We start from the raw sequence: 19872 nt of genomic DNA, 5'->3' as shown, positions 1-19872 counted from the left end.
GGGCGTTACTCCTCTTCTCGGGCGACTGGCAGGGAAATACGGAATACGGTCCGACCGGGAACGGAATCGAGATTGATCCATCCATCATGGTCGGAAATGATCTTGGAGACGAGCGCGAGACCAAGCCCCGTGCCGTTCTCGCGTCCGGAGACGAAGGGTTCGAACACATTCGCCGCGATATCTGCAGGGATGCCGGGGCCGTCATCGATGATCTCGATCTGCAGCGGCAGCGCCTTCCCGCGCCCATCCGCCGTGCGGATACGCAGCTTGTGTTCGTAGAAGGTGTGAATCGTGATTGTGCCTTCTGTTTTAGCGGCTTGGCTTGCGTTCTTCAGAAGGTTCAGGAAGACCTGCGTCAGCTGATCGGCATCGCCCAGCGTCAACGGCAGCGACGGGTCGTAATCATCGCGGATGACCATATGCCCGCCAAAGCCGACCTCTGCCGATTTGCGCGCACGGTCCAGCACGTCATGGATGTTGACAGGCTTCTTCTCCGGCGGACGGACATTGCCGAACTGCTCGACCTGCTCAAGCAGCTTGACCACCCGCCGCGTCTCGTCAACGATCAGATCCGTCAGTTCCAGATCCTCGCCCGTCAGCCCCATCGACAAAAGCTGCGCCGCCCCTGCAATCCCCGCCAGCGGGTTCTTGATCTCATGGGCCAGCATTTCGGCCATGCCAATCGCCGAACGCGCCGCGGTCTTTGCCATATTGGCGCGGCCAAGGCGGTCCGACAGCTCGCGCGGGGTGATGAGAAACAGGATCTGGTCGGGATCGGAGCCCAGCGTGGCAGTTTGCAGGTTGCATTGCACCGGCGCCTTCTCGCCCGTGGTCACCTCGACATCATTCACGAAAACCGTGGTCTGGCCGGAGCGGGTCCGCGCAAAGATTTCTTCGAGCGGGGCATTGATGGCCAGCCGCTCGGAGACGGATTTGCCCTGCATTGCACGGGCCGACAGATTGAGGAACTGCTCGGCTGCGGGATTGACCTCGCTTACGCAATCATAGCGGTCAATCAACAGGGCCGGAATAGGCAGGGAGTTCCAGATTACACCAGGAGCAGGCAGGGTCACGCGGCCATCCTTTCACCGAATGCGGCCCGGATCAGAGCGCGCGTGGCCTCTGGCGTCTGGGCACGAACCATCTCGTCACGCAGGGGCGCACCCGCCGCCTCGGCATACCAGCCAAGATGCTTGCGCGCGAGCCGAAGCCCCAGCTCAGCGCCGTAAAAGCGCAAAATCTCTTCGTAATGTCCAAGGATCAGCTCGGCCAGATCCACCCCTTGCGGGATCTCCGGCGCGGGCGTGCCGTAGATCTCATGGGCAATCTGGGCCAGAAGCCACGGGCGGCCCTGAATGCCCCGCCCGACCATCACCCCCGCCGCGCCGCTCTGGCGCAGGGCCTCGCGCGCGCTTGCAGCATCGGTGATGTCGCCATTGGCCACCACCGGAATGCGCACCGCCTCGACCACCTCGCGGATGGCAGCCCAATCGGCCTCGCCCTTATAGAACTGCATCCGCGTGCGCCCGTGCACGACAATCATCTGCACGCCCGCATTTTCGGCCCGACGCGCGATCTCGGCGGCATTCCGGCTTTCGTCACACCAGCCAAGGCGCATCTTGAGCGTCACCGGCACCTCGACCGCCGCCACCACGGCCTCGATCAAGGTCAGCGCATGGTCGGGATTGCGCATCAGCGCCGAGCCGGAGGCCCCGCCTGTGACTTTCTTCGCGGGGCAGCCCATATTGATGTCGATGACACGTGCGCCCATCCCCGCCACCAGTTTGGCCGCCTCGCCCATCGGCTGCGCCTCGCGCCCCGCAAGCTGCACCGAAGACGGCATGTCCAACGACATATCGGTACGGGCCTTCGCCCGCACGGAAGGCTTTGCCGTCAGCATCTCGCCGGAGGCCACCATTTCGGACACCACAAGCCCCGCGCCGAACCCGCCGACAAGGCTGCGGAACGGCCTGTCGGTAATACCGGCCATCGGTGCCAACAGCACCGGCGGATCGATCAAGACATTATCAAGCTGGATGGACACGGAACTTCCCGAAGTAACTCTGGTTTTCTGCTACCGCCTTGAACCGCGATTCACAAATCCCCTCGGGCGATTCTATGGGCAGAAAGGCAGGAAAAATATGCATCCGCACATTATTTAGGCATCATAACGCGGAAATTGGTCGCATTTCAATAAAAGCCTGTTCTGATTGCACAGAACTTGCGCTTCGCCTAAGTCCTTGGCACAGATTTCGACAGGCAAGAGGTTCGGATGTCGATTGCATTGATCATCGTTGCCGCAGGGCGTGGCACCCGCGCCGGAGGGACGCAGCCCAAACAATGGCAGATGCTGGCCGGAAAACCGGTGCTGGCCCATACGATCGACAGTTGCCAGACGGCTCTGCGCAGCGCGGGCAGGGATGCGCGGCTGCTTCTGGTGCTGCATCCCGATGATATGGCGCGCGGACTGGAACTGACCGGCGGCACCGTCACGCTGATTGCGGGGGGCGAAAGCCGTGACGCCTCGGTTCGAAACGCTTTGGAAGCCTTGGAGCACCAGAATATCGACAAGGTGCTGATCCATGACGGCGCGCGCCCCTTCCTGCCCGAAACTGTTCTGACAGGCGTGCTGGACGCGCTCCAGACCCTGCCCGCCGCCGCACCGGCCCTGCCCGTTTCGGATGCGCTCTGGCTGGGAGACAGGGCCCGCGTGGCGGGCACCCGCGACCGTAGCGGCCTCTATCGCGCGCAAACCCCGCAGGGTTTCCACTACGATGCCATTCTGGCAGCCCATCGGTGCCATCAGGGCCCTGCCCCCGATGATGTCGAAATTGCGCGTAGCGCAGGGATGGACGTTGCGATCACTCTTGGGCATGAAGACAATCTCAAGATCACCTATCCCGCAGATTTCGCCCGCGCCGAGGCGATCCTGCGGGCAAGAAAGGACGCCAGAATGGATGTAAGACTGGGCAACGGATATGACGTGCATGCGTTCACCGAGGGCGATCACGTCATTCTCTGCGGGGTGGAGATTCCGCACTCCAAAGCGCTTTTAGGCCATTCGGATGCCGATGTCGGCATGCATGCGCTGACCGACGCGATCTATGGCGCGTTGGCGCAGGGCGATATCGGCCGCCATTTCCCGCCATCGGACCCGCAATGGAAAGGCGCGGCCAGCTGGATTTTCCTTGATCATGCCGCCAAGCTCGCGGGCGAGATGGGCTACCGGATCGGCAATGCCGATGTCACACTCATCTGCGAGCGCCCCAAGATCGGCCCCCACGCGCCCGCGATGATGGCCGAACTGGCCCGCATCATGGGCTGCGAGGCAAGCCGTGTCTCGGTCAAGGCCACCACTTCGGAGAAGCTGGGCTTTACGGGCCGCGAAGAAGGCATCGCCGCCATCGCCACCGTCACCCTGATTGCCGACTGACCCGACCGCCCTATCTGCGCCTTGAGGAGACGCCCATGCTGAATTTCATCAATACCTTCTTCTGGTCGGGCAAGCTGAAACCGGCCTCCGGCACCTGGGGGTCGCTGGCGGCGCTGGCCGTGGGATGGTCGATCGAGCACTGGCTGGGCTTCTGGCCGCTGGTTCTGGCCTTCGTCATTGCAACCGTTGTGGGCTTCATCACGGTGCCTGCCGAACTGAAAGACCGCCCCGGCGATGATCCCTCCGAGATCGTGATCGACGAGGTCGCGGGGCTCTGGCTCGCCATGCTGTTTCCTGCTGTGGGCTTTTACATGCGCGATATGTCGATGGTCTGGCCCGGCCCCGTTGCGGCCTTCCTGCTGTTCCGTCTGTTCGACATATGGAAACCCTCGATTGTCGGCTGGGCTGACCGGCTGCACACCCCGCAAGGCGTGATGCTGGACGACCTCTTCGCGGGGATCTTCGCGGGCATCGGCACCATCGTGCTGGCCGCGCTCTACCATATCCCGCTGATCCTGATGTCCTGATCCGGAGTCCCGTCATGTCCGACCTCGCCCCCCGCGTCATTGCCGAAGCCAAAGCCCGCGCGATCATGATTGCCACCGCGGAAAGCTGCACGGCGGGGCTGATTGCAGCCGCCCTCACCGATCTGGCGGGGTCCTCCGCCGTCTTCGAGCGTGGTTTCGTCACCTATTCCAACGCCGCCAAAACCGAAATGCTGGGCGTGCCTGCCGAGATGATCGCCCGCTACGGCGCGGTCTCGGAAGAGGTCGCCCGCGCAATGGCCACCGGCGCCCTGCGCAACAGCCGTGCCACGCTTGCCGTTTCGGTCACCGGCATCGCAGGCCCCGGCGGATCGGAGCATAAACCCGAAGGGCGCGTCTGTTTCGGACTGGCCTGTGACTGGGCGCCCCCCGTCACGAGCACCTGCGAATTCGGCGCCATCGGGCGCGAACTGGTGCGCCTGCATACCCGCGAACATGCTCTGGATTTAATCCTGTCGGCGCTAAAATAAGCGCCGGAAAAATTCTCATAACGGCCAGTATTTAATCACACACCCCAAAATATACGCCATTTTTGCAGCATTTCATAAAATGCGCAGATATTAACCCGTTCAAGGTCCGATTTGCCTCTTTCAAGGCCCTCAAGAAGAGATATGCCGCCTGCGCGCTATCTTTTTACGGAGGACGTCGGATGAGCGGAGCAGATACCGCATGGGTTATGGTTGCCACGGCCCTTGTTCTATTCATGACCTTGCCGGGGCTGGCCCTGTTCTATGGCGGGCTGGTGCGGGCGCGCAACGTCCTGTCGGTCTTCATGCAATGTTTTGCCGTCGCCGCCCTGATGAGCGTTTTGTGGCTTGTCTTCGGCTACTCGCTCGCCTTTGGTCATGCGAACGGCTTCTGGGGCGGCTTCGGGAAAATCGCGCTGATCGGGCTTACACCCGAAACGCTTTGGGGCACGATTCCCGAAATCGCCTTCTTCGCGTTCCAGATGACCTTCGCCATCATCACGCCCGCCCTCATTATCGGGGCCTTCGTCGAGCGGATCAATTTCTCCTTCGTGCTGGCCTTCTGTGCCCTGTGGATGCTGGCGGTCTATGCGCCCGTCACCCACTGGATCTGGGGCGGCGGCATGATGGCCGATGGCGGGATTTTCGGCGCGACCGGCACCAAAGATTTCGCCGGCGGAATCGTGGTGCATGAGACCGCAGCTCTTGCCGCGCTGCTTCTGGCAGTCATGGTCGGGCCGCGCGCCAAACGCCACACGCCGCCGCATAGCCCCGTGCTGGTGGCCATCGGTGCGGGGATGCTCTGGGTCGGCTGGTTCGGCTTCAACGGCGGATCGCAACTGGCCGCCGATGGCGGGGCGGCAATGGCAATCACCGTCACGCATATCTCGGCCTCGGCGGCCTCGCTGTCTTGGGCCTTGTGGGAACGCATCAAATTCGGCAAATCCAGCCTGATCGGCCTTGTCACCGGCACCATTGCAGGGCTGGCCTCGATCACTCCAGCGGCAGGCTTTGTCGGCCCGCTCGAAGCCTTGGCCATCGGCGTCATCGCGGGGATCCTGTGTCAGGAAGCCGTGATCCTTCTGCGCGACAAAATCCGCATCGACGACTCGTTGGATGTCTTTGCCGTGCACGGAATCGGTGGCATTTTCGGCACCATCATGATTGCAGCCCTCGGCCACGGTGCGTGGCTGGCACAGCTGGGCGCACTGGTGGTGGTCGGGCTTTACACACTTGGCGTCAGCTGGCTGATCGCGAAACTCGTCGCACGGGTCTTCCCGATGCGGGTCTCAAAAGAAGACGAGAATAACGGCCTCGATCTCAGCTCGCATGGCGAGCGCGCCTATGACCATACGTCCTGAGCCATTAAAAAAGCCGCCTCTTGGGGCGGCTTTTTTTGACAGCATCTAGGGACGGCCCTCAGGCATTCCGGCCGCCTCAGGCATTGCCGTAAAGTGCGTGAGCGCGATCCTCGAACGCCTTCACGATACGGCGCATGGCCTCGTTGAAAACCGTGCCAATAACGCCTTGCAAGATCATGTTTTTAAATTCAAAATCCACAAAGAACTGAACCTTGCAGCCGCCCTCGGGAAGGTCTTCGAAATCCCATGTGCTTTTGAGATATTTGAACGGCCCGTCAAGATATTCGGTATCGATATGGTAGCGGTCGGGCCAAAGCGTCACACGCGATCCAAAGCGTTCGCGGAAAACTTTAAACGAAATCACCAGATCCGCGAGCATGACCGTAGAGCCATCGGCCTGAAGCTCGGTCGAACGGATACGCGCCGCAGAATTCCACGGCAGGAATTTCGGATAATTCTGCACATCTGCCACCAGATCATACATTTGGCGTGCGCTATACGGTAGCACGCGACTGTCAGACTGTTTTGGCATACCCGGCCTTCTTCCCATTACCCTTGTTTCGCCGCCCCTTTACTTGCGATAAACGGAACGAGATTCAAGAGCCGATCACGCAAAGCGGCTCTCCCAAGGAGCCAAAGCCGATGACCGACCGTCCCTATGAAATCGAAACGTTCATTTCTGCCAAGCAAATCGCCGCGCGTGTCGAGACATTGGCCGCCGAAATCACCGAACATTTCGCCGGAACCGACAAGCTGGTGGTCATCGGCCTGCTGCGCGGGTCATTCGTGTTCATCGCCGATCTGATCCGCGAGATCCATCTGCCCTGCGAGGTCGATTTCCTTGAGGCATCAAGCTATGGCAACGAAACGACATCTTCGCGGGAAGTCCGCATTCTCAAGGACTTGCGCGGAAATATTGGCGGGCGGGATGTACTTGTGGTCGAAGATATTGTCGACACCGGCCACACGATCTCGAAGATCATGGAGATGCTTCGGGCGCGTGGTCCGCGCAAAATCGCCTGCTGCGCCATGCTTGATAAACCTTCGCGACGGGAAGTCGACGTTAAAGCCGACTGGTGCGGCTTTTCGATTCCCGACGAGTTTGTCATCGGCTACGGGCTTGATTTTGCACAGAGTCATCGCAACCTGCCTTATATCGGCACAGTCAAATTTCTGGATGACAAAAAGTGAACCTGATCTGGCTCCTGCGGATGGCGAAATGGGTACGTCATCCGCCCTCAAAACGACAGGTGCGGATCATGCTGGTGGTTGCGGCCTGCGTCCTCCTTGTTCTGGGGCTGGATTGGCTGGGACTATGGCCGGATTGGGCCAAGAGCACGCCACAGAACCGGCAGAGGATTTATTGAACAACCAAACCGCTTTGGATGATTTTTAAAGCGGTTTGAACTCAAAAAAACACGTCATCATGGGCGCATCTGAGAGAACGGAGCACAACCGGCCATGAACCACATGTCGGACAGGGCTCCCCAGTGTCGCAGGCTCTCAAACTGGCGGGCGTAAACATCATGCCAAGGCCCGCAAAGGGCCTTCGTCCTCCGGCAGCATGTTCATGATCAGGCCAGCCGTCCATCGCGTGGCATCCGATGATCGACAGGCTCTATTGCGACGCTTTCGGCAGCAGAGGCCGGATTTTCTGGGCAATCACATCCTCGGTCAGAGGCCCTGCATACCGCATCAAAACCTTGCCCTGCCCATCCACGACGAAAGTTTCCGGCACCCCGTAAACGCCCCAGTTTAACGCCATCTGACCTTGCGGATCCTGACCAGCCCGCGCAAAGGGATTCCCAAGACTATTGAGGAATTTCAGCGCCTTATCAGGGGTATCTTTATAGTTTACACCAAGAATTTCCACCCCTTGCCCAGAGAGCGCCTCAAGATTTGGATGCTCGACCCGACAGGGCGCGCACCATGACGCCCAGAAATTCACCAGCTTCACCTGACCGTCGCGCAGATCGCTATCGTTGAACTCCGGCAGGCTGCCCAGCGGCGACAGGGCCACGGCGGGCGCGTCCTTTCCGGCAAAGGCCGTGGGCAACTGGCTTGGATCCTGCCGCCACATCCCCCAGACGAACAGGATCGCCAATCCCGCGAAAACCAGCGGCGGTGCCAGCATCAGAGGCTTAACCATTGTGGCTCTCCTCACGGCTGTCCTGCATCGGCGTGTTTTGCCGACGGATGTCATGCATACGGGCCTCCTGCCGCGCCAGGGCCGCCTTCACGCGGCGCCCCTGCCAAAGCGTGACAGCCACAAGCACCAGCAGCAGAAACAGACAGGCCCCCCAGCTGATCAGCACCGTATATTCGTATTTCCCCAGATCGATCATCATGCCATCCGCTCCCGTTGTTCAAGCGCATGCAAGCGACGACGCCGGATCTCGGTGCGGGTCCGCAGCAGAACCAGCGTCACGAAAAAAAGGCCGAACCCCACCAGACACAGCAGAAGCGGGAACCAGTAGACATTGGCGATATGCTGTTCGCGGTCCATCGACAGCGTCGCCCCCTGATGCAGCCCCTGATTCCAGAAATTCACCGCATAGCGCGACAGCAGCGCAAACACGGACCCCACAAGACACAGCACGCCCGTCAGATCGGCGGCGGTATCGGGATTATCGATAGCGGCCCAAAGCGCCATATAGCCGAGATAGAAAAGGAACAGGATCAGGAACGAGGTCAGACGCGGATCCCATGCCCACCACGTCCCCCACATAGGCTCGCCCCAGACCGCACCGGTGATCAGGGCGATGACCGTCATAACCATGCCAACGGGGGCAGCGGCCTTGGCCGCAAGCGCGGAGACATGGTGGCGGCGGATAATCCAGATCAGCGAGGTGACCAGCATCATGATCCAGATATTGATCGCCATCATCGCTGCGGGCACATGCACATAGATGACCTTGACGCTGGAGCCGAAATTATCGGCGGCAGGCGTGAAGAAGAACCCCCAGACCAGCCCCGGCACGAGGGTAAGGACAGTCAGGACCACCACGAATGGCAGCAGCTTATCGGTCGTTCGCATGAACTTGACCGGATTGGCGTATTCCCAAATGGACATCAGTGGCGGCACCTTTCAACGAACGTCGCAGATGACCCATGCCCGCCACGGGCGTGAGAGTCTCTGATCTATCTCAGATTTATCCGGATTGCGGCTGCGGATGCAAATGGGACCAAAGCGGCACAGGCAAGGGTGATCCCTGCCAGCACCAGAGCGGGCGCCTCGACATTTGCACCCTCCGCCCCGCGGCGCACCAGCTCGGCGGCAAAAATCAGCGTGGGCACATAGAGCGGCAGCACCAGCAACGAAAGCAGCAACCCGCCACGTTTGATGCCCACCGTAAGGGCCGCGCCGAATGTCCCCAGCACCGAAAGCGCGGGCGTTGCCAGCAAAAGCGCGCTTACCAGCCAGATATAGCCCTTGGGGTCCAGATGCAGCAGCAGGCCGAAAAGCGGCGAGGCGAGCGTCAGCGGCAGGCCCGTCACCAGCCAATGCGCCAGCGCCTTCATCGAGACCACCGCCTCCATCGGAACGGGGGCCGTTGCCAGAAGGTCGAGCGAGCCGTCTTCGTAATCGAGCGCAAAGATCCGGTCCAGCGACAGCAGGCAGGCCAGCAGCGCCCCCACCAGCAGGATTCCCGGCGCGATACGGGCCAGAATCTCTGCCTGCGGGCCAACACCGAAGGGCACAAGTGTTACCACGATCAGAAAGAAGGCCAGCCCAAGACCGAAGCCACCACCAGCCCTGACCGCCAGTTTGAGATCGCGCAGCAAGAGGGCTCTCATAGGAAGGCCTCGTCGAAAGCACCGGCGGAGCCGCCTGTGGGGGCCAGCGGATCGGCGCGATAGGGGCCAAGGTCCAGCACGCGTGCCTCGGGGAGACCGAGGTCGATATGGGTCGCCATCAGGGCCGCCCCGCCTTGCGCAAGGTGGCTGCGGATGGCCTCGGCAAACAGCTGCACCGACGCCTGATCCAGCGACACGGTCGGTTCGTCCAGAACCCAGATCGGTCGCCCCGTCACCAGCAGACGCGCCAACCCCAAGCGCCGTTTCTGTCCGGCCGAAAGACTATGCGCCGCGCGATCCGCCAAAGCGTCGAGATTCATCTGCGCAAGGGCAGGCGCGATATCCTTTGTCGCATAGATATCGGCCCAGAATCTGAGATTTTCGACAACGCTCAGCGTGGCCTTCAACCCGTCCGAATGGCCGGCATAGGCCATAGATTCGGCGGCCAGGGACATCTCTCCGGCCAAGGCTGGTTGCAGGCCGGCAATGGTGCGCAAAAGGGTGGTCTTGCCAATGCCATTCGGCCCGCGCAGCACAAGTGCCTCGCCATGATCCACGCAGAAGGAAAGCGCGGAGAGGATCGGAAGCCCCGCACGCGCGACACTGAGATCGGTGATCGTCAGAAGGGGCATCGGGCTGCCCTCAGTCACGCGCCAGCTCGGGCGGCAGGTCGCCCGGCATCGGCAGCAGCGCCACGGCCACACGGCGGCCTTCGGTCAGCAGGACATTGTAGCTGCGCGCGGCAGAGGGGCTGGACATCGGTTCGGGCATCAGGCCCATTTCCTCGACCGCCGCGATGAAATCGGCAGGCGGAAAGGCGATATCTGCCCCCATGCCGACAAACAGCACATCAATGCGCCCGACCAGCGCACGGATCGCGGCGAGATCCTCGAAGCCGCCCCAATCGACAGCCCCTGCCCCATATACCAGTTGCGCACCGCGACGCACCGCACCAGCAATCCGGAAAAACCCCGGCCCATAGCCGTCAATGGGCGTCTGTCCGGAAAAACTGGCTTCGGTCATCTGCATCGCGGTCCCCTTGGGTCGTTATTTGGCTTCGCTACCGGTGTTCTTGTCAAAGAACTTCTCGGCGGGGTCTTTCTTTTCAGAACGGTTGAGACCGATCATCAGAACGATGTTTTTCGCAACAAAGACCGAGGAATAGGTCCCGACCACCACACCGAAGGTCATCGCGAACACGAAACCACGGATCACGTCGCCCCCAAGCACCAGAAGCGAGATCAGCGCAATCAGCGTGGTGCCAGAGGTCATCACCGTCCGCGACAGGGTCTCGTTGACCGAGATATTCATTACCTCGCGCAGCGGCATGGTTTTGTATTTGACCAGATTTTCACGCAACCGGTCAAACACCACCACGGTGTCGTTGATCGAATAGCCCAGAATGGTCAGCAGCGCTGCGATGATCGTCAGATCAAACTTGATCTGCGCCACGGCGAAAATGCCGACGGTGATCACAAGATCATGCACCAGCGCGGCCACAGCGCCCACGGCAAACTGCCATTCGAAGCGCAGCCAGATATAGACGAGGATCGCGGCGGTTGCCGCCAGAACCGACAGGATCGCCGTTTTGATCAGCTCGCCCGAAACCTTCGGACCGACGGATTCCGTAGCCGTGAATTTGACATCCGGCGTTACCTCTTTCAGCGCGGCATTGATTGCATCGACGGTCTGCGGCGTGATCGACCCTTCGTCATTTTGCGCCTGAATGCGCACCTCGGCCACATTCTGGTCGGGGCCGAAGGAGGGGTCGAACACCTCGGTAATCACCACATCGCCCAGATCAAGCGGCTGGAGCGCCGAGCGCCAGGCCCCCACATCGATCGACTGGCTGCTTTCCGCGCGGATGGTGGTCCCGCCGCGGAAGTCGATGCCGAAATTCAGCCCCATCACCGCGGTGGCGATAATCGAGGCAATGACCAGAACCACCGAAAACCCGAAGGTCAGGAACTGGTGACGGAAAAAGTCGAATTTGGTCTCGTCCGGAACGAGCTTGAGACGGAATGCCATGTGTTTCGCTCCTTCAGAGGTCTAGCGTTTTCGGACGACGGCGGTCGTACCAGGTCACCACCATCAGGCGGGTCACCCAGATTGCGGTAAACACCGAAGTCACAATCCCGATGATCAGGGTCACGGCAAAGCCGCGCACCGGCCCTGCCCCCAGCACAAACAGGATAAGGGCTGTCAGGAAGGTGGTGACATTGGCGTCGATAATGGCCGACATCGCCTTTTCATAGCCGATCTCGATCGCCCGCGCAGGGCCTTTGACGCGCTTGAGTTCCTCGCGGATACGCTCGTAGATCAGCACATTGGCATCCACGGCGGTGCCCATCGTCAGCACGATCCCCGCAATCCCCGGCAATGTCAGCGTGCCGCCGATCATCGACATGATCCCGAAGAGCAGGCCGATATTGATCAGCAGCGCAATCGCTGCGAACGTCCCGAACAGCCCGTAGCTGGCAATCATATAGGCAATCACGAGGAACAGCCCGACCACGGCGGCAATCGCTCCGGCACGGATGGAATCCGCGCCCAGCTCCGGCCCGATCGTGCGTTCTTCAAGGAAGTCCAGCTTGGCCGGAAGCGCGCCCGAACGCAGCAGAAGGGCCAGATCGGTGGATTCCTGAATGGAGAAATTGCCGGTGATAATGCCCGAACCGCCCGCGATATGGCTCTGGATGGTGGGGGCCGAGATCACCTCGTTATCCAGCACGATGGCGAAGGGTTCGCCGATATGCGAGGCGGTGAAATCCCCGAACTGGCGCGCGCCGGTAGTATTGAAACGGAAGCTGACTGCCGGATAGCCGTTCTGGTCGGTGGCGGCTTTCGCATCGGTCAGGGCATCCCCCGACACAACCGGCACATCCCCCAGAATGTAGTAAAGGCCCTTGCGGTTGGCATCGGGGACCAGCACGTTGCCCGCGCCGGGATTGGCGTTCTCGTCCTGCGTGCTGCCATTCACCTGCATGAAGTTCAGCTGCGCGGTCGTGCCGATCAGATCCTTCAGCTCCTGAGCCGAGCCGATGCCGGGAACCTCGATCAGGATCCGGTCCGAGCCCTGACGGGCAATCGTCGGCTCGCGGGTGCCTGCGGCATCGATCCGGCGGCGCACGATTTCAAGCGATTGCTGCATGGTACGGTCGTCAGTGGCCTGTTTTTCCGCATCCGACAGCTTGATGGTGATGGTATCGCCCTGCCCCGTGATCTGCAGATCATCCTGACCGACGCCAGTCAGCGTCACAATCGGCGAAGCGAGAGTTTTGGCAATTTCGACCGCCTTCTGGATCTGGTCGGCATTGCCGATCTGGATCCGTAGCTCGTCCTCGGGCGAAGAGACGCGGCGGATCGCACCGATGGTGGAACGCTCTTTGGCCAGCGCGCTGCGCATTTCCGGCCAGAGCGATTTCATCCGCGCCGCATAGACATCCGAAAGCTGGACTTCGGCCAGAAGATGGGCACCGCCCCGCAGGTCGAGCCCGAGATTGACCAGCCCGTTGGGCAGCCAAGCGGGCCAGGCGTCCAGCGCAGCTTGCTGTTCGGTCGTCAGGGTCTTGGTTTTGGCGAAAGTCGAGGCGGCATCATTATGCCCCTCGACCTTGGCGTAAAAGATATTTGGCGCGGCCATTGCCAGCCCGATAACACAGAGGGCGATAATGAGAATACGCTTCCAAAGCGGGATATGCAGCATGGCCGACGCTTTCGTTCTTATTTGGATTCAGCAGCAGGTTCGGTTTTCGAAACCACTTGACCGATGGTCGATTTCACCACGCGCACTTTGACGCCCTGAGCGATTTCCACTTCGACCATGCCATCTTCGCGCACATTGGTGACTTTCCCCAGAATGCCGCCTTGGGTGACAACCTCGTCACCGCGACGCAGGGCTTCCACCATCTGGCGATGCTGTTTCGCCTTTTTCTGCTGCGGACGGATCAGCAGGAAATACATGATGATGAAGATCAGGATCAGCGGCAAGAACTGGCCGAGAGCAGCCATACCACCGGGTGCTGCTGCACCGGCTGCCTGAGCATATGCGGGGGTCACGAACATTGACTTTGGGTCCTTTCCTGAGGGCCAGAGAGCGCAAAAACGCCTTGAATTCGGCGCGCACCCTATATGGGCCTTGGGACGATGGCAAGTTTCTGCCGCCCTAGTAACGAACAGAACGCCGGAATACACGACGCATCCGACGGTCACACGAAAATGTCAGGAAATTCTGGGGATCTGCCCCCGTTCTGGGGCATCGGCCGTGATCCTGTCCGGGAGGGGTGAGACCGGGGGAGCTGCTCCCCGGTCGGGGTGACCCGGACAGGATCATTGGCGAAAGACGTGCGATCGCCCGCAAGGCTGCGGAAGATCACGTGGCAGGAAGGTGGCCACAGGGGAGTTGACCACCTGCGGGAGGGATCACAGGGTCTGGGCGTCGATCAGCGTTTGCAGCTTGGCGCGTTCTGCGCCGACCATATCCTGCGCGCTCATCTCGGCGATATCGGTGCATTCCTCGATCATGAAGGCAAAGAAATCGCTTTCGAATTCGACACCATCCACCACAAGGCGGGCGATGAAGCGCAGCTTGGCAAGAGCTTCTTTCAGGTTCGACGGTTCGGTTTCGTAAATTACGCTCTCAAGCGTGTTGAGCTGGTAGCGGTAGATGCGGACCTCGGTCTCGAGTTCTTCGATCTCGGCGGTCTCGCGGGTATGGACGGGAGGACGTTCCGGAATGTCGGTGGTGCCACGCAGAGCCTGCTTGATACGCTCTTCGCTGATCATCTGGTGATAGCGCGACATCTTGGCCTGCTGTTCGGTCAGGACGCGATCGCACAGCCCTTCGATATAGTCATAACGACGGATCAGTTCGATCAAGGTCTTGCTGTCTGCACGCTCTGCTTTGGGAGCACCGATGGTTTGGAATTCAACTGCGTTCTGCATTGTGTTCGTCCTTCTGTTCGCCTTGGGCAGTCAGCCCTGTCTGCTGCCGATGAACACATAATTGCGAGTAGGCTTGACCAAATGAGGGAGGAACCAAGGCATTGTTTCCCACTTGGTTACCAATTCCTTAACGAAGGCGGGAAGATGGTTAAATTTGGTTAACACGAAGGCATGGAAGATTTTTTGTTATTTTTCATAAACTTGTAAGGTTAGGTTTGAAGGCGAAAATAAGGCAGAAAATCTGGTGCGTCGGGGCGCCGTGAATCTTTACCCTTTATTTACCAATCAGGCAGGCTTTGCCCTATTTCACAGGCGATCAGGGCAGATTTGGACAGTGGTTCGATCTTGGCAACAATCGTGATTTGCCGGTGATTCCCCATCGGAGCAGAATCACCCCCTGCATCGCGGCAGCCAAGCGCATGACAGGGCGGATAACGGGCCGATACACCGCAGGCAGATGAAAGGCGCCCGAAAGCGCCTTTCGTCAGATACGCCCCCGGCCCTGCGGCTGAGGGGGCCACTAATGATGGCGCTAATGATGGAACGCCATCAGACTCTCGCAGCCCTGAACCGCGCCATGATCCAGAAGCTCGGAACATTCTTCCATGACATTCGCGAAATAGTCGGGAGAGAATTCATAGCCATCCTGCATCTGCCCCGAGAGAAAGCGCAGTTTGGCCAGAGCCTCTGCCGGATCGCGCGGAGGCGTCTCGAAGATCACATCCTCGATCAGTTCCATCTGGTATCCGAGAATGCGGATCTCCTGTTCCAGCTCGTCAATCTCGGCAAGAAGCTTATCGGCAAGCGCCGACATTTCTGCAGGCATCGCATCGGGCGCAAAACGACCCTGCCCTGCCGATACGGTGCGCGCCAGCGCATCCTGTTCCCCGATCATCTTGTCGCTAAGATCGCGAAGATAGCTGTGGCGGGCCACGAGCTCTGTCATCGGTAGCCGTCCTGCGGGGCTACTGCCCGATCCGGTCTCGGTCTTCACTTCTGCAAACATCACCCGTCATCCCTTCTTGGTGCGCAATCGTTTCCGGCTTTCGCCATAGAGCCCCGAAATACGGCAGCCCGAAACACCACGGCCCGAGCACGCCCCGTTCGAGGACATCCGGACAACTGCGCCAAGCGAAGAGACGGCAATTTTTGCCGTACATATTCCACAAGCTCCTGCTTGCAGCCCCGCCTGGCTGGCGCGGTCTTCACGGTTGACGTTAGTGCAGCACGCTTAACGCAAGGTGAATTTGTTCCCCTTTTGATCACTTTTCTCCGCCACCCGCTCTGGACTTTGGGGCGGCGCGGTTTGATAAAGACCCCCATATGGGCGCACAGACTGCAGGAAGGGTTCAGACATGACATCTCCCGATGATCCGATCATCTTCGACGACCAGCCCGAGGCCGGCCACCAGTTCCAGCGCCTGCTGGCGATCATGTCCAATCTGCGCAACCCGGATACGGGCTGCCCGTGGGATATCGAACAGGATTTCGGCACCATTGCGCCCTATACTCTGGAAGAGGCGCATGAGGTGGCCGATGCGATCGAGCGCGCGGCATGGGACGAGCTGCCTGCCGAACTGGGCGATCTCGCGTTGCAGGTGGTGTTCCATGCGCAGATCGCCAAGGATCGCGGCCTGTTCGACGTGACGGATGTGCTGCGCGCGATCAATAACAAGATGGTGCATCGCCATCCCCATGTCTTCGGCACGGAAAATCGTGACAAAACGGCGCAACAGCAGAGCGCGGACTGGGAAAAGATCAAGGCCGCAGAGCGCGCGACCAAGGGAAAACGCGAGACGCCGACGGGCGTGCTGGACGATGTGGCTCTGGCCCTGCCCGCGCTCACCCGCGCCCTCAAGCTGCAGAAGCGTGCTGCGCGGGTCGGGTTCGACTGGACCGATATCGGGGATGTTCTGGCCAAGATCTCGGAGGAATCCGAAGAGCTGGTCGAGGCGCGCGCCATGCTGGGCGCAGACGAGATTGCCGAAGAATATGGCGATCTGCTGTTTGTCATGGTGAATCTGGGGCGGCATCTGGATCTTGACCCCGAAGCCTGCCTACGGGCGGCCAATAGCAAGTTTACCCGCCGGTTCGCCTATATAGAAGACGCCCTGCGCAAACGGGGCAAAACGCCAGATCAAAGCGATTTGGAGGAAATGGATGCGCTTTGGAACGCGGCAAAAGCGGCAGGGATCAAATAATCCCTGCCTTATCGGTCCGAGCCTTAAAAGAAAACCTTCCGCGCCATATTCAGCGCGACCAGCGCCAGAAAGAGCGCAAAAACGCGTTTGAGCACTTTCGGATCCAGCTTATGCGCCAGCGTGGCGCCTATGGGTGCGGTCAGCGTGGTGGTGGCGATCACGATCAGGAAGGCCGGAATATTCACCGCCCCGACAGTGTAAGGCGGCGGATTGCTGACCGAAGTCAGCAAGAATCCGATAGCGGAAGGCACCGCGATAATCACCCCGAAGCCCGAGGCCGTCGCGACCGCGCGATGGATCGGAACGCCATGCAGGGTCATCAGCGGCGTTCCGATGGACCCTCCCCCGATCCCCAGAAGCACGGACACCAACCCCGTCAGCGGCGCATAGATCGCCCGCCGCGCAAGACCGGGCATCGTTTCGGCCAGCCGCCAAGTGGGTTTTCCAAACAGCATATACATTGCAATCACAAACACCATCACCGCAAAAAATGCCTGCAATATCGTGGTGCTGAGATGGTGGACCACCAAAACCCCAGCCAGCGCGCCAATGGCAATGAACACCGCCCATGACCGCAGGATCGACCAGTCGACCGCGCCGCGCTTGTTATGCGCCAGCAGCGAGCGGCAGGAGGTTACGATGATCGTGGCAAGCGAGGTTGCCACGCAGATCTGCATCAGATCATCGGACGCATAGCCCAGAGCCGAGAACAGGTAGAGGAACGCGGGCACAAGCACGATGCCGCCCCCAACGCCCAAAAGCCCTGCCAGGACACCCGCAACGGCACCGGTTGCAATCAGGATAAGAATAAGCGGCCCTAAAGTGGCAGCGTCAGTCGTCATACGGACATCCCCGAAAATGTGGAGAGCCCGCAAGGGCTCATGGATCTTGCTCTGCCTGCGCCGCCATCGCCTCGGATACGGCGGCAACCGCCTGACGGAACAGCGAAACCCCAGCCCCGGAGCGCGTCGCCCCTTCGGACAGGATCTGCCGGTATCGCCGCGCCCCCGGACGGGCATGGAACAGGCCGAGCATGTGACGGGTAATCTGGTGCAAGCGCCCGCCCTGAGCAAGATGTGACTCGATATAGGCGATCATATTTTCGGCAATTTCAAAGGGATCGCGCGGGCTCCCCTCTTGCCAGATCCGCAGATCGGCCTCTCCAAGGATCGCCATCGGTTCATGATAGGCCGCCCGCCCGATCATCGCCCCGTCCAAGCCGCGCGATAAAGCGGCCTCGGCAGCAGACAGATCCGCCAGCCCGCCATTCAGCGACAGGTTCAGATGCGGGAACTCCAGCTTCATCCGATCCACGAGTTCGTAATCCAGCGGCGGGATCTCGCGATTGTCTTTAGGCGAAAGCCCCTGCAACCAAGCCTTGCGCGCATGGATGGTAAAGCGGTTCACCCCTGCCGCCGAAACGGTTTCCAGAAAGCGCGGCAGCACCTCCTGCGGGTCCTGATCATCCACCCCGATCCGGCATTTCACGGTAACCTCCGCCGTGCTGACCGCGCCCATCTCTGACACGCATTCCGCCACCAGCTCGGGCGTTTTCATCAACACCGCTCCGAACGCCCCCGATTGCACCCGATCAGACGGACAGCCGCAATTCAGGTTGATCTCGTCATACCCCCAGTCATTGGCAATCGCGCTTGCCGCACGCAATTCCGCCGGATCGGAGCCGCCAAGTTGCAAAGCCACGGGGTGCTCGGGGGCGTTATACTCCAGAAGCTTGCGCCGGTCCCCATGCACAATCGCCGGAGCCGTCACCATCTCGGTATAGAGCAAGGCGTGACGGGAGATCTGGCGATGAAAGAAACGACAATGCCGGTCCGTCCAATCCATCATCGGTGCGATGGAGAGACGTGAAGCCCTTATAACCAAGGATTTCTCTTTTATTTCTGGACTCTGTTCAATCATCGGCCTTGCTAGTCTTGTCCGGTTTTAGTTGATTTTTGTCCGTTTTTGCTGTCGAAATCCAACACAGTTGGATTTTCATAGGCATCAGTTGGACTCGACGTGGGAAACATCATGGAACGCCGCCGCGCCGATGGCTCGGTAAGCTATACAGCGCAGGTCACAAAGAAAAAAGACGGTAAGATTATCTATCGAAAGTCTCAGACGTTTGACCGAAAAGCAGCAGCCAATGCATGGATCAAAAAGAAAGAAGCCGAGCTGGCAACGCCTGCCGGTCTTGCTCAAGCCGTTGCTAAGGAAGCAGATGCCACGACAGTTGGCGACCTGATCGAAAGATATACTGCGCTTTATGGGGGCGAGATCGGTCGCACCAAGACGCAGGTTCTCAGGTCCCTCCTGTCACATGAGATTGCAACTGCACCTGCCAACGGCCTTCGATCTTCGCAAATCATCGAGCTTGCGGCCGATCTTGGAAAAGACAAACAGCCCCAGACCGTCCTCAACTACCTCTCGCACCTATCTGGTATTTTCCGGGTAGCGAGACCCGCCTGGAACGTCGATATTGATCAGCAGGTTATGCGTGATGCTATGGACGCGTGCAAACGCATGAAACTGACATCCAAAAGCAAGAAACGAGAACGACGCCCTACAGTCGATGAAATGGACAAGATCATGGCGCACTTCGCGGACAAGCAGATCAGACGTCCAAAGTCGATACCCATGACGAAGATCCTGATATTTGCCCTCTTCTCGACACGCCGACAGGAGGAGATCGTCCGGCTACGTTGGGACGATTTGGAGCACGGGCGCGTTCTTGTACGCGACATGAAGAACCCAGGCGATAAGGTCGGAAACAATATCTGGTGCGATCTGCCGATTGAGGCAGAAGTCGTTGCACGCTCAATGCCCCGCGTGGATGATAGAATATTCCCCTTCAAATCGGACACGGTCAGCGCTGCATTTACCCGAGCCTGCAAGTTTCTGCACATCGAAGATCTGCGATTCCACGACCTCCGGCACGAAGGCGTTTCACGTCAATTCGAAATGGGGAAGAGCATCCCTCAAGCAGCAAGTGTGTCGGGACACCGCTCCTGGACGAACCTACAGCGCTACTCACATCTGCGACAGAGCGGCGATCGGTGGGCCGAATGGAAATGGATCTTGGATTGAGCGCTGCGTTCGGAGGGCAGCGCGCGTGGCTTTGTT

The 19872-nt window shown here is 59.8% G+C and carries 24 protein-coding genes; 8 read left to right on the top strand and 16 right to left on the bottom strand.

Annotation, left to right across the window (positions count from 1 at the left end; translation table 11 throughout):
* Positions 1-5: 5 nt before the first annotated feature.
* Both RPE78_RS12580 and dusB read right to left on the bottom strand, forming a co-directional pair.
* Complete coding sequence (locus RPE78_RS12580) at positions 6-1073, bottom strand: ATP-binding protein (RefSeq protein WP_339107270.1); 1068 nt, start codon at positions 1071-1073, stop codon at positions 6-8.
* Complete coding sequence (gene dusB, locus RPE78_RS12575) at positions 1070-2044, bottom strand: tRNA dihydrouridine synthase DusB (protein WP_339107269.1); 975 nt, start codon at positions 2042-2044, stop codon at positions 1070-1072. Before dusB ends, RPE78_RS12580 begins: the two co-directional genes overlap by 4 nt.
* Before the next feature lie 228 nt (positions 2045-2272).
* On the opposite strand from dusB, the gene RPE78_RS12570 reads away from it, so the two are divergent.
* The 4 genes from RPE78_RS12570 (at position 2273) to RPE78_RS12555 (ending at position 5806) form a co-directional block, all read left to right on the top strand.
* Positions 2273-3433, top strand: coding sequence for a bifunctional 2-C-methyl-D-erythritol 4-phosphate cytidylyltransferase/2-C-methyl-D-erythritol 2,4-cyclodiphosphate synthase (locus RPE78_RS12570; RefSeq protein ID WP_406720745.1), 1161 nt, complete (start codon positions 2273-2275; stop codon positions 3431-3433).
* Between the two features lie 35 nt (positions 3434-3468).
* Positions 3469-3960, top strand: coding sequence for a phosphatidylglycerophosphatase A (locus RPE78_RS12565; RefSeq protein ID WP_406720744.1), 492 nt, complete (start codon positions 3469-3471; stop codon positions 3958-3960).
* A gap of 14 nt (positions 3961-3974) precedes the next feature.
* Positions 3975-4448 (top strand): CinA family protein, encoded by a 474-nt coding sequence (locus RPE78_RS12560; RefSeq protein WP_406720743.1) that lies wholly within the window; start codon positions 3975-3977, stop codon positions 4446-4448.
* Between the two features lie 179 nt (positions 4449-4627).
* A complete protein-coding gene (locus RPE78_RS12555) occupies positions 4628-5806 on the top strand; it encodes an ammonium transporter (protein ID WP_339107265.1) in 1179 nt (392 codons plus the stop codon).
* Positions 5807-5882: 76 nt separating this feature from the next.
* Here RPE78_RS12555 and RPE78_RS12550 read toward each other — a convergent pair whose 3' ends face one another.
* Positions 5883-6338 carry a type II toxin-antitoxin system RatA family toxin gene (locus RPE78_RS12550; protein WP_339107264.1) on the bottom strand — a complete coding sequence of 152 codons (456 nt, stop codon included), beginning with the start codon at positions 6336-6338 and terminating at the stop codon, positions 5883-5885.
* Between the two features lie 110 nt (positions 6339-6448).
* On the opposite strand from RPE78_RS12550, the gene hpt reads away from it, so the two are divergent.
* Together hpt and RPE78_RS12540 are read left to right on the top strand one after the other, a co-directional pair.
* Positions 6449-6997 (top strand): hypoxanthine phosphoribosyltransferase, encoded by a 549-nt coding sequence (gene hpt / locus RPE78_RS12545; protein WP_339109505.1) that lies wholly within the window; start codon positions 6449-6451, stop codon positions 6995-6997.
* Complete coding sequence (locus RPE78_RS12540) at positions 6994-7173, top strand: hypothetical protein (protein WP_406720742.1); 180 nt, start codon at positions 6994-6996, stop codon at positions 7171-7173. Before hpt ends, RPE78_RS12540 begins: the two co-directional genes overlap by 4 nt.
* A gap of 251 nt (positions 7174-7424) precedes the next feature.
* Here RPE78_RS12540 and RPE78_RS12535 read toward each other — a convergent pair whose 3' ends face one another.
* The 11 genes from RPE78_RS12535 to RPE78_RS12485 form a co-directional block, all read right to left on the bottom strand.
* A complete protein-coding gene (locus tag RPE78_RS12535; protein WP_406720741.1) occupies positions 7425-7955 on the bottom strand; it encodes a DsbE family thiol:disulfide interchange protein in 531 nt (176 codons plus the stop codon).
* Positions 7948-8154 carry a heme exporter protein CcmD gene (ccmD, locus tag RPE78_RS12530; protein ID WP_339107262.1) on the bottom strand — a complete coding sequence of 69 codons (207 nt, stop codon included), beginning with the start codon at positions 8152-8154 and terminating at the stop codon, positions 7948-7950. Before ccmD ends, RPE78_RS12535 begins: the two co-directional genes overlap by 8 nt.
* The gene (locus tag RPE78_RS12525) at positions 8151-8879 is read right to left on the bottom strand and encodes a heme ABC transporter permease (RefSeq protein WP_339107261.1); all 729 of its coding nucleotides are present in this window, start codon (positions 8877-8879) and stop codon (positions 8151-8153) included. Before RPE78_RS12525 ends, ccmD begins: the two co-directional genes overlap by 4 nt.
* A gap of 68 nt (positions 8880-8947) precedes the next feature.
* Positions 8948-9604 (bottom strand): heme exporter protein CcmB, encoded by a 657-nt coding sequence (gene ccmB / locus RPE78_RS12520; protein ID WP_339107260.1) that lies wholly within the window; start codon positions 9602-9604, stop codon positions 8948-8950.
* Positions 9601-10236 (bottom strand): heme ABC exporter ATP-binding protein CcmA, encoded by a 636-nt coding sequence (gene ccmA / locus RPE78_RS12515; RefSeq protein ID WP_339107259.1) that lies wholly within the window; start codon positions 10234-10236, stop codon positions 9601-9603. The genes ccmB and ccmA overlap by 4 nt, the downstream gene beginning before the upstream one ends.
* 10 nt (positions 10237-10246) lie before the next feature.
* The gene (locus RPE78_RS12510; RefSeq protein WP_339107258.1) at positions 10247-10633 is read right to left on the bottom strand and encodes an Mth938-like domain-containing protein; all 387 of its coding nucleotides are present in this window, start codon (positions 10631-10633) and stop codon (positions 10247-10249) included.
* An 18-nt stretch (positions 10634-10651) separates the two neighbouring features.
* Complete coding sequence (gene secF / locus RPE78_RS12505) at positions 10652-11632, bottom strand: protein translocase subunit SecF (RefSeq protein WP_406720740.1); 981 nt, start codon at positions 11630-11632, stop codon at positions 10652-10654.
* 13 nt (positions 11633-11645) lie between these two features.
* Positions 11646-13310 carry a protein translocase subunit SecD gene (secD, locus tag RPE78_RS12500; RefSeq protein ID WP_339107256.1) on the bottom strand — a complete coding sequence of 555 codons (1665 nt, stop codon included), beginning with the start codon at positions 13308-13310 and terminating at the stop codon, positions 11646-11648.
* 17 nt (positions 13311-13327) lie between these two features.
* Entirely contained in the window at positions 13328-13669 is a 342-nt protein-coding gene (yajC, locus tag RPE78_RS12495) for a preprotein translocase subunit YajC (protein WP_339107255.1), read from the bottom strand.
* A gap of 357 nt (positions 13670-14026) precedes the next feature.
* Positions 14027-14548, bottom strand: a complete 522-nt coding sequence (locus tag RPE78_RS12490; protein ID WP_339107254.1) for a hypothetical protein — start codon at positions 14546-14548, stop codon at positions 14027-14029.
* A gap of 532 nt (positions 14549-15080) precedes the next feature.
* On the bottom strand, positions 15081-15554 hold the full coding sequence (locus tag RPE78_RS12485) for a hypothetical protein (protein WP_406720739.1): 474 nt from the start codon (positions 15552-15554) through the stop codon (positions 15081-15083).
* A gap of 349 nt (positions 15555-15903) precedes the next feature.
* On the opposite strand from RPE78_RS12485, the gene mazG reads away from it, so the two are divergent.
* Positions 15904-16749 carry a nucleoside triphosphate pyrophosphohydrolase gene (mazG, locus tag RPE78_RS12480; protein WP_339107252.1) on the top strand — a complete coding sequence of 282 codons (846 nt, stop codon included), beginning with the start codon at positions 15904-15906 and terminating at the stop codon, positions 16747-16749.
* Positions 16750-16772: 23 nt separating this feature from the next.
* On the opposite strand, the gene RPE78_RS12475 is transcribed toward mazG, so the two are convergent.
* On the bottom strand, positions 16773-17591 hold the full coding sequence (locus RPE78_RS12475) for a sulfite exporter TauE/SafE family protein (protein ID WP_406720738.1): 819 nt from the start codon (positions 17589-17591) through the stop codon (positions 16773-16775).
* A 37-nt stretch (positions 17592-17628) separates the two neighbouring features.
* Positions 17629-18669, bottom strand: a complete 1041-nt coding sequence (gene dusA, locus RPE78_RS12470) for a tRNA dihydrouridine(20/20a) synthase DusA (protein WP_406720737.1) — start codon at positions 18667-18669, stop codon at positions 17629-17631.
* 111 nt (positions 18670-18780) lie between these two features.
* On the opposite strand from dusA, the gene RPE78_RS12465 reads away from it, so the two are divergent.
* Positions 18781-19836 carry a tyrosine-type recombinase/integrase gene (locus tag RPE78_RS12465; RefSeq protein ID WP_406720736.1) on the top strand — a complete coding sequence of 352 codons (1056 nt, stop codon included), beginning with the start codon at positions 18781-18783 and terminating at the stop codon, positions 19834-19836.
* Positions 19837-19872 lie beyond the last annotated feature (36 nt).

This window comes from Thioclava litoralis, from assembly GCF_045278885.1.
Lineage (GTDB): Bacteria > Pseudomonadota > Alphaproteobacteria > Rhodobacterales > Rhodobacteraceae > Thioclava > Thioclava litoralis.
Note: the sequence above shows the minus strand (reverse complement) of the source record. Positions and strands in the feature narration are given on the sequence as shown.

Bases quoted from the DNA above. Each gene is read 5' to 3' on its own strand.
- RPE78_RS12570 (WP_406720745.1), top strand. From the start codon at position 2,273: ATGTCGATTGCATTGATCATCGTTGCCGCAGGGCGTGGCACCCGCGCC.
- RPE78_RS12565 (WP_406720744.1), top strand. From the start codon at position 3,469: ATGCTGAATTTCATCAATACCTTCTTCTGGTCGGGCAAGCTGAAACCG.
- RPE78_RS12560 (WP_406720743.1), top strand. From the start codon at position 3,975: ATGTCCGACCTCGCCCCCCGCGTCATTGCCGAAGCCAAAGCCCGCGCG.
- RPE78_RS12555 (WP_339107265.1), top strand. From the start codon at position 4,628: ATGAGCGGAGCAGATACCGCATGGGTTATGGTTGCCACGGCCCTTGTT.
- RPE78_RS12550 (WP_339107264.1), bottom strand. From the start codon at position 6,338: ATGCCAAAACAGTCTGACAGTCGCGTGCTACCGTATAGCGCACGCCAA.
- hpt (WP_339109505.1), top strand. From the start codon at position 6,449: ATGACCGACCGTCCCTATGAAATCGAAACGTTCATTTCTGCCAAGCAA.
- RPE78_RS12535 (WP_406720741.1), bottom strand. From the start codon at position 7,955: ATGGTTAAGCCTCTGATGCTGGCACCGCCGCTGGTTTTCGCGGGATTG.
- ccmD (WP_339107262.1), bottom strand. From the start codon at position 8,154: ATGATGATCGATCTGGGGAAATACGAATATACGGTGCTGATCAGCTGG.
- RPE78_RS12525 (WP_339107261.1), bottom strand. From the start codon at position 8,879: ATGTCCATTTGGGAATACGCCAATCCGGTCAAGTTCATGCGAACGACC.
- ccmB (WP_339107260.1), bottom strand. From the start codon at position 9,604: ATGAGAGCCCTCTTGCTGCGCGATCTCAAACTGGCGGTCAGGGCTGGT.
- ccmA (WP_339107259.1), bottom strand. From the start codon at position 10,236: ATGCCCCTTCTGACGATCACCGATCTCAGTGTCGCGCGTGCGGGGCTT.
- RPE78_RS12510 (WP_339107258.1), bottom strand. From the start codon at position 10,633: ATGCAGATGACCGAAGCCAGTTTTTCCGGACAGACGCCCATTGACGGC.
- secF (WP_406720740.1), bottom strand. From the start codon at position 11,632: ATGGCATTCCGTCTCAAGCTCGTTCCGGACGAGACCAAATTCGACTTT.
- secD (WP_339107256.1), bottom strand. From the start codon at position 13,310: ATGCTGCATATCCCGCTTTGGAAGCGTATTCTCATTATCGCCCTCTGT.
- yajC (WP_339107255.1), bottom strand. From the start codon at position 13,669: ATGTTCGTGACCCCCGCATATGCTCAGGCAGCCGGTGCAGCAGCACCC.
- RPE78_RS12490 (WP_339107254.1), bottom strand. From the start codon at position 14,548: ATGCAGAACGCAGTTGAATTCCAAACCATCGGTGCTCCCAAAGCAGAG.
- RPE78_RS12485 (WP_406720739.1), bottom strand. From the start codon at position 15,554: ATGTTTGCAGAAGTGAAGACCGAGACCGGATCGGGCAGTAGCCCCGCA.
- mazG (WP_339107252.1), top strand. From the start codon at position 15,904: ATGACATCTCCCGATGATCCGATCATCTTCGACGACCAGCCCGAGGCC.
- RPE78_RS12475 (WP_406720738.1), bottom strand. From the start codon at position 17,591: ATGACGACTGACGCTGCCACTTTAGGGCCGCTTATTCTTATCCTGATT.
- dusA (WP_406720737.1), bottom strand. From the start codon at position 18,669: ATGATTGAACAGAGTCCAGAAATAAAAGAGAAATCCTTGGTTATAAGG.
- RPE78_RS12465 (WP_406720736.1), top strand. From the start codon at position 18,781: ATGGAACGCCGCCGCGCCGATGGCTCGGTAAGCTATACAGCGCAGGTC.